The sequence below is a fragment of the Streptomyces sp. P1-3 genome (assembly GCF_050613155.1).
GTDB lineage: Bacteria > Actinomycetota > Actinomycetes > Streptomycetales > Streptomycetaceae > Streptomyces.
Window position 1 is genome coordinate 972094 of record NZ_CP192512.1, and the last position, 13252, is coordinate 985345.

10 protein-coding genes are annotated in these 13252 nt (G+C 74.1%); 5 read left to right on the forward strand and 5 right to left on the reverse strand.

Going from position 1 to position 13252, the window contains the following annotated elements:
* Window positions 1-21 precede the first annotated feature (21 nt).
* The 3 genes from lnt to ACQUSR_RS04115 all read right to left on the reverse strand — a co-directional run bounded on the left by lnt (window position 22) and on the right by ACQUSR_RS04115 (window position 5190).
* Window positions 22-1674: an apolipoprotein N-acyltransferase gene (lnt, locus tag ACQUSR_RS04105; protein ID WP_431047369.1), complete on the reverse strand. Its 1653-nt coding sequence runs from the start codon at window positions 1672-1674 to the stop codon at window positions 22-24.
* A 1336-nt stretch (window positions 1675-3010) separates the two neighbouring features.
* A complete protein-coding gene (locus tag ACQUSR_RS04110) occupies window positions 3011-4726 on the reverse strand; it encodes an amidohydrolase (protein WP_431041151.1) in 1716 nt (571 codons plus the stop codon).
* Window positions 4727-4749: 23 nt separating this feature from the next.
* Window positions 4750-5190 (reverse strand): Lrp/AsnC family transcriptional regulator, encoded by a 441-nt coding sequence (locus tag ACQUSR_RS04115; RefSeq protein WP_431041152.1) that lies wholly within the window; start codon window positions 5188-5190, stop codon window positions 4750-4752.
* Between the two features lie 230 nt (window positions 5191-5420).
* Between ACQUSR_RS04115 and ACQUSR_RS04120 the strand changes: the two genes are divergently transcribed.
* Window positions 5421-5786, forward strand: coding sequence for a hypothetical protein (locus ACQUSR_RS04120; protein WP_431041153.1), 366 nt, complete (start codon window positions 5421-5423; stop codon window positions 5784-5786).
* Window positions 5787-6072: 286 nt separating this feature from the next.
* Here ACQUSR_RS04120 and ACQUSR_RS04125 read toward each other — a convergent pair whose 3' ends face one another.
* Complete coding sequence (locus ACQUSR_RS04125) at window positions 6073-7245, reverse strand: acyl-CoA dehydrogenase family protein (RefSeq protein WP_431041154.1); 1173 nt, start codon at window positions 7243-7245, stop codon at window positions 6073-6075.
* Window positions 7246-7588: 343 nt separating this feature from the next.
* Here ACQUSR_RS04125 and ACQUSR_RS04130 point away from each other — a divergent pair, with 343 nt between their 5' ends.
* Both ACQUSR_RS04130 and ACQUSR_RS04135 read left to right on the forward strand, forming a co-directional pair.
* Window positions 7589-8827 (forward strand): glycoside hydrolase family 18 protein, encoded by a 1239-nt coding sequence (locus ACQUSR_RS04130; protein ID WP_431041155.1) that lies wholly within the window; start codon window positions 7589-7591, stop codon window positions 8825-8827.
* Between the two features lie 180 nt (window positions 8828-9007).
* Window positions 9008-10228 carry a PP2C family protein-serine/threonine phosphatase gene (locus tag ACQUSR_RS04135; protein ID WP_431041156.1) on the forward strand — a complete coding sequence of 407 codons (1221 nt, stop codon included), beginning with the start codon at window positions 9008-9010 and terminating at the stop codon, window positions 10226-10228.
* On the opposite strand, the gene ACQUSR_RS04140 is transcribed toward ACQUSR_RS04135, so the two are convergent.
* Window positions 10218-10955, reverse strand: a complete 738-nt coding sequence (locus ACQUSR_RS04140; RefSeq protein ID WP_431041157.1) for a PIG-L deacetylase family protein — start codon at window positions 10953-10955, stop codon at window positions 10218-10220. The two genes, ACQUSR_RS04135 and ACQUSR_RS04140, sit on opposite strands and share 11 nt — an antisense overlap.
* A 179-nt stretch (window positions 10956-11134) precedes the next feature.
* On the opposite strand from ACQUSR_RS04140, the gene ACQUSR_RS04145 reads away from it, so the two are divergent.
* Window positions 11135-12190, forward strand: coding sequence for an ABC transporter substrate-binding protein (locus ACQUSR_RS04145; protein ID WP_431041158.1), 1056 nt, complete (start codon window positions 11135-11137; stop codon window positions 12188-12190).
* The gene (locus ACQUSR_RS04150; RefSeq protein WP_431041159.1) at window positions 12190-13239 is read left to right on the forward strand and encodes a FecCD family ABC transporter permease; all 1050 of its coding nucleotides are present in this window, start codon (window positions 12190-12192) and stop codon (window positions 13237-13239) included. The genes ACQUSR_RS04145 and ACQUSR_RS04150 overlap by 1 nt, the downstream gene beginning before the upstream one ends.
* Window positions 13240-13252 lie beyond the last annotated feature (13 nt).

Consider the following 13252-nt stretch of genomic DNA (forward strand, 5'->3'; position numbering starts at 1 on the left):
CTCGCGTGCGTCGCTCACGGATTACTGCCCCTTCTCGTCCGTACGTCCTCGACGGCCCAACATGATCGCGGCCGCGCAGGACAGAACGCCCACCATAGCGAGGACCCACTCGGGCGCGGCGCCGACTCTGTCCGCCACCGTGATGTCATCACGCAACGGGATCTGGGCGGTCAGGACATCCTGGGTGAATTCCTTCGTTCGCTGCTCGATGGTGCCGTCCGGCGCGACGACCGCGCTAATGCCGCTGGGGGCCGCGGTCACGACGGCACGCCCGTGTTCGATGGCCCGCAGCCGGGACATCACCAGCTGCTGCTCGGGCTGGCCGCTGCGGCCGTAGGTGGCGTTGTTGGTCTGGATGACCAGCGCACGGGCCCCGGCGTTCACGGTGTCGCGAACGATCCCGTCGTAGGCGACCTCGAAGCAGATCACGTCGCCGAGCCGGGCCGGGCCGACCTGGAGGACGCCGGTGTGGTCGCCGGGGTAGAAGTCGCGGGGCACCCGGTCCAGCCTGCTGATCACCTTGCTGAGCTGCTCGCGGAAGGGCACGTACTCGCCGAACGGCACCGGGTGCTGCTTGGTGTACGAGGCGCCGGGGCCGGTCTTCGGGTCCCACACGATGCCCTGGTTCTCGACGTACCCCCGCTTGGTGGGGTGGTCGACGAGGGCACCGACCAGGACCGGGACGCCGATCGCCCGGACCGCCTTGTCGATCCGGTTGTACGCCTGCCGGTACTTGAACGGGTCCAGGTCCGAGGCGTTCTCCGGCCAGATGACGAGGTCGGGCCGCTTGATCCGCCCCTCGTCGACGTCCTCGGCCAGCCGCAGCGTCGCCTCGACGTGGTTGTTGAGGATCTTCAGGGGGCGGCCGAGGAAGTCCATGCCGGGCTTTTGCACGTTGCCCTGGATGATGGCGATGTCGACGGTGTCGTCGGCGTCCGTGGGCACCGGTACCGCGTACCCGGCGGCGGTCACGGCCGCGGCCAGACCCATCGCCCCGGCCGCGCCCAGCGCCACCCGGCCGCGCCGCTTCCCGTCCCCGCCCGCCCGTGCCCGCCACGCCGCGAGCCCCACGGCCGCCAGCAGAGCCCCCGTGAGGGCGACGGCGAAGGTCACCAGCGGAGCGCCGCCGAGCGCGGCGAGCGGCGTGTACGGCGATCCGGTGTTGGCGAACGCCAGCCGCCCCCAGGGGAAGCCGCCGAACGGAGCCCGGTCGCGGACACACTCCTCCGCCACCCACAGGCAGGCGGCCCACAGGGGCCACAGCGGCAGCCGGGAGGTGAGTGCGAGCCCGGCGCCCAGCGGCAGGAAGAACAGCGCCTCGATGAGGGACAGGCCCACCACCGCGTCCCAGCCGACGACGTTCAGCCACTTGAGGAGCAGGACGAGGAACGGCAGGCCGAAGGCGAAGCCGGTCCAGGCGCCCTGCCGCGCCGTACGTCCGCGGGTGAGCAGGCTCAGCGCGGCGACGGCGGCGAGCGACAGCGGCCACAGGTCGTACGGCGGGAAGGCGAGGCCGAGCGCGAGCCCGGCGGCCGCGGCGAGCGCGCTGCGCCGCCACTCGCGCCGCGCGAACCCGGCGAGCCGCTGCCGCCGCCCGGGCCGCGGCGCCGTGGCCGCGGCGGGCGGCACTGCGACGACGGACGCCGCGCCCGCGGAGTCTCCGACGGGCGGCACGGCATCGGCATCGGTACCGGTACCGGTACCGGTACCGGTACCGGCATCAGCGAGCGCGGTGACGTCGGCGGACGCGGCGGCCTTGGCAGACGCCTTGACAGACGCGGAAGCGCCCGCCGCGACGCGGGCGGGGCCGTTGACGGACGCGGCACCCTCGGGGGACGCGGCTGTGCCGTCGCGCGCGATGTCCTCGGCGGAGGCGGCCGTCGCGTCGTACGCGCCGCCCTTGGGGCGCGCTGCCACCGGTTGCGCCGCGCCGGACGAGGCGGGCCCGGTCCGCGGGCGCTCGGGCGCTACGGCGTCGCCGTGGGCCGCGTCGGCGGCCGCCGCGCGCGGCTCCTCCGGCCGGTCGGCGGCCGTGCCGCCGCTGGCGGCATCGGCGGTGGTCTCGGGTCCCGAGTGCACGGGCGCGGCCTTCCTGCAGGTCGTGAGCTGGTGAGGCGACCGTACAACGCGCGGCGCGGGATGTGGCCCCGAGGTGGGCAACGCGTGAGCGGCGAAGGGGGTTCCCCGCTTCCACCGCGGCGTCTGCGCGGGCGGCGGCCACGCGGACGCCTGCGGCTGCGGGCCGTGCCTGGCAGCGTCCGTTCGCGTTCGGCAGCGTCGGGCTGCGCCCGGCGGCGTCCGCCTGCGCCCGACGCGTGCCTACGGTCGCGTCAGGCATGCGCCGAGGCTCCGGGGGCGGGCCCGGGGAGGCTCCCCGGCGCCGCCCCCGGGCCCGAGCCGGTTGGGAGGCCGACGGCGTCGGGACCGGGGCCGATCCGGAAACCGGGCCGGAGGCCCGTACCGGCCGCAGGCTGACTCCGAGCCGCAGGGACGGGGCCGCACGGCACGCCCGATGCCTCCACAACACACGGCAGTCTCGGGGGCGGTGGGAGAGAGGAGCCATCGCGGCGCACGCGACGGCACCGGGTGCGGATTCGGGGTGGGCGCGCGCAGCGCGCGGAGGCGCCCGGCGCCCTTCGGGCCGACCTGGGACCCGCTGGCTGCGGGTCGACCGAGAGCCGTTGTCTACTGAGCGTCCGGGCCCCTCCCGGGTCGCACCTGCCGACCCGGTGATCTCTCCCTCGCCCCCGTGCACTGGACCTGGCTCCCAGCGATGGCGTACCGGCGCGGTACGCCACCCCGTGGCCCAGCGGCGTGCGACGACTGCGTGGAGACTGCCCGGCCGGACGTCCTGTGGTGGACCCGGCCGAACCTACCGGCCGCCGCCCGCACCCTGTCAACAGCCGCACGACCTGCGCCGTTTCCCCAAAGGACCAGGTCAGTACGGACGGTGTTCAGCGAGGCGGACTCGTGAAGGGCACGTCGTTCGGCGGTACGGGCGGGCCGTACGTCACTCGTTCGGCCCCCGGTAGACCGTACGTCCGCCCACCACCGTGCGCAGGCAGACCGGCAGCGGGCCGCCGGGAGTGAGGTCGGGCAGGCCGGGGGTGCCGGAGCGGGGATCGGTCGACCAGTTGGCGACGCGGTCGTCCGGGACCTGGACGACCAGTTCGCCCGTCCGCCACACCGCGTAGTCGGCGGGCGCGCCGGGCACCAGCACACCCGCGTCGTCCCGGCCGATCGCCCGCCATCCGCCGCGCGTGTGCGCGGTGAAGGCGGCGCGGACCGAGATCCGGTGCTCGGGGGTGCGGTGGAAGGCGGCGGCGCGGACGGTGCCCCACGGGTCGAGGGGGGTGACGGGGCTGTCGGAGCCGAGTGCGAGGGGGACGCCCGCGCGCAGCAGGGCGGCGTACGGGTTGAGGGTGCGGGCCCGCTCCCGGCCCAGCCGCTGCGCGTACATCCCGTCTTCGCCGCCCCAGGCCGCGTCGAAGGCGGGCTGGACGGAGGCGGTGAGGCCGAGTTCGGCGAAGGCGGCGACCGTCTCGGGGGTGAGCATCTCGGCGTGCTCGACCCGGTGCCGGGCGGCGCGCACGCGGGCCAGGCCGAGTGTGTCGGCGGCGGCCCGTACGCCCGCGACGACGGTGCCGACGGCGGCGTCGCCGATGGCGTGGAAACCGGCCTGGAGCCCGGCTTCGGTGCAGGCGGTGACGTGGGCGGCGACCGCGGCGGCGTCGAGATAGGCGGTGCCGGTGTGCGCGGCGTCGGTGTAGGGCTGGTGCAGGCAGGCGGTGTGCGAGCCGAGCGCGCCGTCGACGAACAGGTCGCCCGCCGCGCCGGCGGCGCCCAGCTCGCGCACCTTGTCCAGGTCGGCGGCGCGGGTCGCGGCCTCGGCCCAGTAGCCGACCACGCGCGGTCCCGGCGTCTCGGCGGCCAGCGCCAGCAGCCCGGTGAAGTCGTCCTCGCTCGAGATCGCCGGACCGGCGCACTCGTGCAGGGAGCCGATGCCCAGGGAGGCGGCGCGGGCGAGCGCGGCGCGCTGGGCGGCGGCGCGCTGGGCGGGGCTCACGCTCGCGAGCGCGGCGGCGCGCACGGCGTGGTGGGCGTCCGCGGTCAGCGGCGCGTCGTCGCGGAAGCCCGGACGGCCGCTGACGCCGGGTACGCGGTCAAGCAGGGCGGTGGTGACCACGGCGGAGTGGACGTCGATCCGGGACAAGTACAGCGGGCGGCCGGCGGCGGCCTCGTCGAGTTCCGCGCGGGACGGCGGGCGCTGCTCGGGCCAGCGGGCGGCGTCCCAGCCGTGGCCCAGCAGCACCGGGTCGGCGGGGTGGGCGGCGGCGTGGGCGCGGACCAGGTCCAGGGCCTCGGCGAGGGTACGGGCGGAAGTCAGGTCCAGCCCGGTGAGAGTGAGGCCGGTGGCGGTGGTGTGGACGTGCGCGTCGGTGAACGCGGGGGTGACCAGCGCCCCCTCCAGGTGGACGACCTCGTCGACGCCGTCGGCGAAGGCGTCCGCGGCGCCTTCGGAGCCCACCCAGGCGACGGTGCCGCGCTCGACGACCATGGCGGTGGCGAAGGGGTCGGCGGGGCTGTGCACCTCGCCGCCGCGCAGCAGGACGGTGCGGCCGCTGTCGTCGTCCTGACGGCCGGGGCCGCCGGGGGCGGAAGCGTCCTGGACGCGGGCGCCCGGGGCGGCACTGCCCTGGGCACGGGGGGTGGTGCGTTCGGTCATGGGGTCCAGTGTGGCCTCTCGGCTCACACCTGCGGCGGGCGGGCCTCGTACGGGGTCGACAGCACGACGGTCGTACGGGTGGAGACCCCGGCCAGCGAACGGATCCGGGTCAGCAGGTGTTCGAGCTCCAGGGGCGTGGCGACGCGCACCTTGAGGATGTAGTTCTCGTCGCCCGCGACGCTGTGGCAGGCCTCGATCTCCGGGACGTCGCCGAGCCGGTCGGCGATGTCGTCGGGTGCGCTGGGGTCGAAGGGTTTGACCGAGATGAACGCGGTCAGCGGCAGGCCCACGGCCTCGGGGTCGACGACGGCGGCGTAGCCGCGGATGACCCCTCGCTGTTCCAGGCGGCGGACGCGCTGGTGCACCGCCGAGGTGGACAGGCCGGTGGCCTTGCCCAGGTCGGTGTAGCTCATCCGCCCGTCCTTGACGAGCAGTTCCACGATCTGTCGGTCCAACTCCTCCACAGCGGATCACCTTATGGTGTCCGGGAGGTTCCGGCACAGCCGGAACGCGATCCGGAGTACAGAGCGGACATACCGCGATGCTCGGAGCATCTGCACCGGGCATGTGACGAACACCACAGGGGCTGGCCTGCGTCCCCCGGAGTGCCGCGATTACGCGCCGGGCGCCACGGGAAATGCTTGCTGTGGTCGCGACCGCAGCGGTTTCCGGCCCATCCGAGGGGGAGAACGACATGCCCAACCTTGAGCGCCTCGACGAGGGCGACAACGATACGTACGAGACCTACGAGATGTTCCGGGTGACCTGCCCGGACTGTGCGCGGCCGATCGCGCTGCTGGCGGACGAGGACGTCCTGCCGGAGCACGCGCTGTGCCCCTCCCCGTGGAACCCGTTCGGACTCACCGTGTGCCCCGGCACGAGCCGGGCGGCGGCGGACGCCGCGCCCGCGGACGACTCTCTGGACGCCCAGGAGCAGGACGCGGCGCTGCTGCTGACCCTGCCGGAGAGCCTGGACTGGCGGACCCAGCCGTTCTCGCACATCGGCGGCCCGGGTTCGCGCCCGATGCGGGTACCGGACATGCGTCCGGGCCGGTCGTAGCCGCCGACTGGAGCTCCGGGACCGCCCGCACCCGCAGGTGCTCGCCGGGGAACGGGGCGGTACCGCGTAAGTGGGCGGCGGGGGCGCGGAGTTGAACGCGCGGTGAAGCCCGCCGCCAGGGGCCGCGCCCGGCCCCCCGCCAGGCCCCCGGCGCGGCCGGCGAACGGCGCGGCGGCGAGCCGTTCCGACGCCTGGCCGGCGCCCGAGGCGGAGCGTCGCGGGCGCCGCGTCCGAGGCGGAGGTCCGGCGGGGTCCGGGTGAGGTCCGGGGCAGGGCCCCGGAGGAGTCAGCGGCTCTCGGGGCCCACCAGGTGCCGGCTGATGACCACGCGCTGGATCTGGTTGGTGCCCTCGACGATCTGCAGCACCTTGGCCTCGCGCATCAGCCGCTCGACCGGGAAGTCGGCGGTGTACCCGTAGCCGCCGAGGAGCTGGACCGCGTCGGTGGTGACGCGCATCGCGGCGTCGGTGCAGAACAGCTTGGCCATGGCCGCCTGCTTGGAGTAGGCCAGGCCGGTGTCGCGGCGGCGGGCGGCCTCCAGGTAGAGGGCGCGCCCGGCCTCGATCTGGGTGGCCATGTCGGCGAGCATGAAGCGCAGGCCCTGGAAGTCGGCGATCGGCCGGCCGAACTGGCGGCGCTCCGCGGTGTAGACCAGGGCCTCGTCGAGGGCGGCCTGCGCCACGCCGATCGCGCAGGCGGCGATGCCGAGACGGCCCGAGTCGAGGGCGGACAGGGCGACGGTGAAGCCCTGTCCCTCGCCGCCGAGCCGGCGGTCGTCGGAGATCCGTACGCCGTCGAAGTGGAGCTGGGCGGTGGGCGAGCCGTTCATGCCCATCTTGCGCTCGGGGGCCGCGGCGGAGAGCCCGGCGGCGTCCCCGGGGACGAGGAAGGCGGTGATGCCGTGGGCGCCCTCGGCTCCGGTGCGGGCGAGGAGGGTGTAGAAATCGGCGACACCGCCATGGGTGATCCACGCCTTGGTGCCGTTGACGGTCCAGGTGCCACCGTCCCGTTCGGCCCGGGTGCGCAGGCTGGCCGCGTCGGAGCCGGAGGCGGGCTCGGAGAGGCAGTACGCGCCGAGGAGGCCGCCGCCGAGCATCGCGGGCAGGTGCTCGGCGCGCTGCTCCTTGGTGCCGAAGGTGGCCAGCGCGTGGCAGGCGAGGGTGTGGACGCTGACGCCGAGGCCGACGGTCAGACGGGCCGCGGCGAGCTCTTCGAGGACCTGGAGGTAGACCTCGTACGGCTGCTCGCCGCCGCCGAACTCCTCCGGGTAGGGCAGTCCCAGCAGCCCGGACTCGGAGAGCAGTTTGAACAACGGCCGCGGGAAGTGGCCGGCTGCCTCCTCCTCGGCGGTGTGCGGCCTGATCTCCCGGTCGGCCAGCTCGCGCACGAGCGCGATCAGGTCCCGGGCTTCCTCCGTGGGCAGCTGGCGTTCCACTGGCTGCCGGCCGTGCTCGGTCATCGCGGCGCTCTCCTCCTGTCGGGCGCGGGACGGCGCGGGCCGAGGGTGTGGCGGCGCCGCCGGTCTGACTTGCCCAGCCGATCTTCTCCCACCGGGTCGCGGAGGGCGGTGACCTGCGGCTGTGGCGAGTTGGAGTATGCCCGATCAGCGGCCCGACGTCACCGGTCAATCAATCTTCAACCACGCCGCCGGTCTCAGCCAGATTGGTTCGAACCATTGACCGCACTGGTCTAGTCCTCCTACGGTTTCCCGCACGGTTCCACGCGTTCATGTCAATTTTGGGCGCGTTCTGTCGCGCCCGCGTCCGCTTACCCCCACTCTCCCACCCCCACGAGGAGAACCCATGATCGGACCACGCCGATTGCTCGCCGCCCTCGCGGCACTGTGTACGGCGGCGCTGGCCGCCGCCCTGCTCGCCGGCTCGGCGTCCGCGTCGGCCGGCGAGAGCGCCCGTACCCCGGCCCGTACCGGCACCGCCGCCGCCGGCAAGGTCGTCGGCTACTTCACCAACTGGGGCGTCTACCAGCGCAATTACCACGTCAAGAACATCGAGACATCGGGCTCGGCCGCCAAACTCACGCACATCAACTACGCCTTCGGCAACGTGCAGGGCGGCAAGTGCACCATCGGCGACGCCTACGCCGACTACGACAAGGCCTACAGCGCGGAGCAGAGCGTCGACGGCAAGGCCGACACCTGGGACCAGCCGCTGCGCGGCAACTTCAACCAGCTCCGCAAGCTCAAGAAGCTGCACCCGGACCTCAAGGTGATCTGGTCGTTCGGCGGCTGGACCTGGTCCGGCGGGTTCGGCGAGGCCGCGAAGAACCCGGCCGCCTTCGCGCAGTCCTGCCACGACCTGGTCGAGGACCCGCGCTGGGCCGACGTCTTCGACGGCATCGACATCGACTGGGAGTACCCCAACGCCTGCGGCGCGACCTGCGACACCAGCGGCAAGGACGCCCTGACGAACCTGCTGTCCGCGCTGCGCACGAAGTTCGGCTCCGGCAACCTGGTGACCGCCGCGATCACCGCCGACGCCTCGCCCGGGGGCAAGATCGACGCCGCCGACTACGCGGGCGCGGCCCGGTACGTGGACTGGTACAACCCGATGACATACGACTTCTTCGGCGCCTGGGACGCCAAGGGGCCGACCGCCCCGCACTCCCCGCTGACCTCCTACAACGGCCTGCCGAAGGAGGGCTTCACCACCGACGCGGCGATCAAGAAGCTCAAGGGGCTGGGCATTCCGTCCGAGAAACTACTGCTGGGCATCGGCTTCTACGGACGCGGCTGGACCGGCGTGACCCAGCAGGAGCCGGGCGGCACGGCCACCGGCGCGGCCCCCGGTACGTACGAGGCGGGCATCGAGGACTACAAGGTCCTCAAGGGGAAGTGCCCGGCCACCGGAACGGTCGCCGGAACCGCGTACGCGCACTGCGGAGACCAGTGGTGGAGCTACGACACCCCCGCGACCATCGCCGGGAAGATGGACTACAAGCAGCAACAGGGGCTGGGCGGCACCTTCTTCTGGGAGCTCAGCGGTGACACCCCCGACGGCGAACTGATCAAGGCGATCGGGTAGTCCCCGCCGCGCCGGACGGGCTCGGTTCCGGGCCCGTCCGGCGCGTCGGCGCGGCGGCGTGCCGGCCCCTCCGGCCCGTCCGCCGTGTCGACTCGTGCCCGGCGGCCGTGCGGTAGCCGCCGGGCCGCGGCCGTGCGAACCTGGGACCGTCCCACATCCGGAGGCGGAGGTTCCGCAACCGTGCCGTTGAGGTTCCGCACCCGCGGCCTGGCGAACAGCATCTTCGTGGCGCTGCTCGTGTACATCGGCGTGGCCGTGCTGATCGACCGGCTGACTCCGCAGGACATCCGGCTCGATGTGTACGCGGCCCTCGCGCCGCTGGTGGCGGCCGCGCTGTGCACCTATCGGCAGGCCGTCGTCGTCGCCGTCATCGACTTCGTCATCATGGCCGGTCTCAGCGGCCTCTCCCCGGACGACCCGAACACGGTCAACCGGGTCTCGGCGGTCCTCGGCAACGCCCTGCTGGCGGGCGCCAGCATCGCGGTCGCCCGGCTGCTGCGGGAGCGCGACGAGCTGCTGGAGCGGCTGCGGGTCACCGGCGAGGCGGCCCAGCGCGCCCTGCTGCGCCGGCTCCCGCTGCGCAGCAACGACGTGGTCGTGGACGGCTTCTACGTCTCCTCGCAGCGCGACGCGCTGGTGGGCGGCGACATCTACGAGGTCGTGGAGACGCCGTACGGCACCCGGGTGCTCATCGGCGACGTCCAGGGAAAGGGGTTGCGGACGCTGGGCGCGGGCGCCGCGGTGCTCACCGCGTTCCGCGAGGCCGCGTTCTACCGGCGGAGTCTGACCAGCGGGGTGGACGCCATGGAGCAGGGGCTGCGCCGCTACACCCGCTCCACGGGCGAGGACGCGGACGACGACGGCGCCTGGGAGCGGTTCGTCACCGCCTTGGTGCTCGGTGTGGAACAGCAGGACGACCAGGTCGCGCGGGCCGCCCAGGCCGTGCCGCTGCTCTTCGTCGACTGCGGCCATCTGGCCCCGTTCGTGATCCGGGCCGACGGCACGGTCCGCGAGCTGGAGCCGGAGAACCCGGGGCTGCCGCTGGGGCTCGGCGACCTGCTGGAGCGGCCGCGCTCGGTGCAGCGGGTGCTGGTCCCGGCCGGCTCCCGGATCTTCGCGTGCACCGACGGGGTGACCGAGGCACGCGCCCCCGACGGCACGTTCTACCCGCTGGCGGACCGGCTGGGCGGCTGGGCCTCGCTGCCCACCCCGGAGCTGCTGGCGCGGCTGCGGGCCGACCTCGACGCGCACACCGGTGGAGAGCTCCAGGACGACGCGGCGGCTCTGGTCATGGAACGCGCCACCGCCGGGTCCGGGCCCTCCGCGGACGGCCCGCCGCCGGACGGGCCGGACGGGGCCCGCCGTGAGGACGGCTCGGCCACCGGGCGGGTCAGCGGCTGAACACCTCGAAGGCGACCGCGGGCCGCCCGCCGAACCGCTGCGCGGCCGCCGTCATGGTGCCGTCGAGGAAGGCGCGGCTGTAGGTCTCCGGGTCCTCGTCGGTGAGCGCCTCGATGTACGTGCGGTGCGCCAGCAGCGACTGTACGGCCCGGTCCACGCCCGCCGTGGCGTCGACCGCGTGGGTGGGCCGCGGCGAGCCCGCCACCGCGACGTACCGCACCCCGTTCCAGGGCTCCAGTCCCTCCTCGGTCAGCTCGGGGAAGATCCAGCGGTTGCCCGCGTCACCGACCGCGTCGAGCACCGCGCGGCCCACCGCCCGGTGGTCGGGGGTGTTCCACGCGGCGCCGCCCTGCCACGTGTCGTGGTGGTTGAGCGTCAGCACCAGTTCGGGGCGGTGGCGGCGGATGGCGGCGGCGAAGTCGCGGCGCAGCGCCGTGCCGTACTCGATCACACCGTCGCGGTGCCCCAGGAACTCCACCGACGACACCCCGACCACGGCCGCGCTCGCGATCTGCTCCCGGGTGCGCAGCGGGCCGCACTCGGCGGGGGCGATCCCGTCGATCCCGGCCTCCCCGACCGTCGCGAGCAGGTAGGCCACCTCGTGTCCGGCGTCGGTCCAGCAGGCGATGGCCGCGGACGCGCCGTACTCCAGGTCGTCGGGGTGGGCGACGATCGCCAGGGCGCGCCGCCAGTCCGTGGGCATGGGCACGAGCTGCTCGCTGTTCATCGGGCTCCTTCATGATCGTTGGGACGAGGGCAGCGTACGGTGCGCCGCATCCGCTGTCCCGGGAAATGTCCGGATCCCGGTTGCCGCGGCGGGAACCGGGCGGGGGTGGCGGCCGACTACCTGGTCCGGGTCCGCAGCGGCGGGCCCGGCAGCCAGTTGCGATCTCCAGGAGATGTTCCATGCGCCCACGCGTGTTGTGCGGTGTCCTCGCCGCCGTCGCCCTGTCCGTCACGGCCTGCGGCGGTGGAGGCGACGGCTCGACCGGCAAGTCGGCCAAGGGCGGCGGCTCCGGCTTCCCGGTGACGGTGACCGACTGCGGGGGCGCGGAGACCACGTTCGACGGGCCGCCCGGGAAGATCGTCACCAGCAACGCCTCCAGCCTGGAGATGCTCATGTGGCTCGGCGCGGGTGACAAGGTGGTCGGTACGGGCTTCCCGCCCGGCAAGGGCACGATGCCCGAGCAGTTCGCCGGCAAGGCCGCGAAGGTGCCGGTGCTGGGCCGCACGGTGATCGGCAAGGAGAGGCTGCTCGGCTCGGGCGCGGACCTGTACATCGACTCGTTCGCGTCCATGGACATGATGGGCGGCGCGGGCGAGGGCCCCCGGCCGGAGGAGTTCGAGGCCGCCGGGATCAAGCACATGTTCCTGCACTCCACCGCGTGCGCGGCACAGCGCGACAAGCCGTTGACCGACCTGTCCGGAGTGGAGGAGGACATCACCGAGCTGGGCCGGGTCACCGGCACCTCCCGCCGCGCGGCCGAACTCGTCACGGGCATGCGGAAGAAGACCGCGGCGGTCCGCAAGGCGCTCGCGGACGTCCCGGAGGCGAAGCGGCCCTCGTACTTCTTCTTCGACTACGACGCGGGCACCAAGCAGCCGGTCGCGGTCTGCAACAGGCAGGTCGCCAACGCGGTCATCACCCAGGCCGGGGCGCGGAACGTCTTCGCCGACTGCGACGGCGACTTCAAGCCGGCGGGCTGGGAGGACGTGGTCGCCAAGAACCCGGACTGGATCCAGTTGGGGGTCCGCAACCGCGGCAGCGAGGCGGCCAACGACAAGGCGTTCGACGAAGCCGCCGACTTCCTGCGCTCCTACGGTCCCACCAAGGGGCTGAAGGCCGTCAAGGAGGGCCGCTTCCTGCGGGTCGGCTCGGAGGCCACCACGATCGGCGGGGTGCGCAGCGCCGACACGGTCCGCGAGATCGCCCACACCCTCTACCCGGACCGGGTGAAGTAGTGGCCGGCGTCGCGACCGAGGCGCGGCGCGGGATACGGGCCGGGTGGGTCGGCGCGGCACTGGGCGCGGCGCTGCTCGCCGCGCTCACCGCGGCCGTCTCGCTCGGCTCCACCGACGTGCCGCTGCGGGATGTGTGGTCGGCCGTGGGGCGCGGCATCACCGGGCGGGAACCGGTCCCGGGCACCCTGGATCTGATCGTGTGGCAGCTGCGGCTGCCGCGGGCCCTGCTGGCGGCCGTGGTCGGCGCGGGCCTGGGCCTGGTCGGTACGGCCGTCCAGGCGCTGGTGCGCAACCCGCTCGCCGACCCGTACCTGCTCGGGATCTCCTCGGGCGCCTCGCTGGGCGCCGTCGCCGCGATCGTGCTCGGCGCCGGGGCGGGCGGGGTGCTGGGGCTCGGGCTGTCCGCGGCCGCGTTCGCGGGGGCGCTGGCCGCCTTCTCACTGGTGTGGGCGATGGCCCGCCGCGGCGGCGGTTTCTCGCCGCTGCGGCTGGTGCTCGCGGGGGTGGGCGTCGGCCAGTTCCTGGCCGGCTTCACCCACTACCTGGTGCTCCAGGCGAACGACCAGCAGCAGACCCACGGAGCGCTGTTCTGGCTGATGGGCAACCTGAGCGGGGCGCAGTGGGAGACCCTGGCCGTGCCCACCGTCACCGTGGCGGCGGGCCTGCTGGCGCTCCAGGCGCGGGCCCGCGCGCTCAACGCCCTGCTGATGGGGGACGAGACGGCGGCGAGCCTGGGCGTGCGGGTCACCGGACTGCGCCGTGAGCTGTTCGTGGTGACCAGTGTGCTCACCGGCGTCCTGGTCTCCGTCTCCGGGGCCATCGGGTTCGTGGGGCTGATGGTGCCGCACGCCTGCCGGCTGGTGGTCGGCGGCGACATGCGGCGGCTGCTGCCGATCTCCGCGCTCGCGGGGTCGGTGCTGCTCGTCGTGGTGGACCTGGTGGCCCGTACGGCGCTGCCCGACCAGGAGCTGCCGGTCGGCGTGGTCACCTCGCTGATCGGCGCGCCCGCCCTGCTGTATCTGCTCGACCGGCGGCTGGAGCGGCCGTGAAGGACCTGACTGG